At 49.0% G+C, this 478-nt stretch carries 1 protein-coding gene and 1 pseudogene; both read left to right on the forward strand.

The features are described 5' to 3' along the window. Positions 1 to 201: pseudogene (locus tag BN200_RS08415) on the forward strand (hypothetical protein); the annotation flags it as partial. Then, a partial coding sequence (locus tag BN200_RS08420; protein WP_019222123.1) for a ParB N-terminal domain-containing protein occupies positions 201 to 478 on the forward strand: 278 nt, incomplete at its 3' end. The pseudogene BN200_RS08415 and the gene BN200_RS08420, both read left to right, overlap by 1 nt.

The following is a 478-nucleotide window of genomic DNA, read 5'->3' on the forward strand; positions in this document are numbered from 1 at the left end:
ATTCATATTTTGCATTATCAGTTTGAGGTTCCGCGGCGGCGTATTGTCGCTATACAAGAACGGCAACGGACTTCTATTTCTCTGTCACTTCAAGTGATTAATCGACGATTAATGGAACCAGTCTTTGCTAGAGCCTATCGAAGATGGGTGGGGCGTGCGATGGATTTGTTTTTACGAGAAATGGACAAGGCGGTTGGATAATGGCACGGTTTCAAGAGATTGCGTTAGATTTGATTGTTGTACCGGAGCGTATACGCCCTGTTGATGATGAGCATGCCAAGGCGCTTGCCCAATCGATGGCACGAGAAGGGTTGATGAACCCTATTACCGTGCGCCATACACCCAATGCGAAAGAGGGGCATTATACGTTGATTGCGGGGGCGCATCGGTTACGGGCGGCGGAGCTTTTGGGTTATAGCGCCATTGATGCGGTTGTGGTGCAGGCAGATAAAGAAAATGCTGCGCTTTTAGAGGTTGC

It is taken from the genome of Bartonella senegalensis OS02 (assembly GCF_000312545.1).
Taxonomy (GTDB): Bacteria; Pseudomonadota; Alphaproteobacteria; order Rhizobiales; family Rhizobiaceae; genus Bartonella; species Bartonella senegalensis.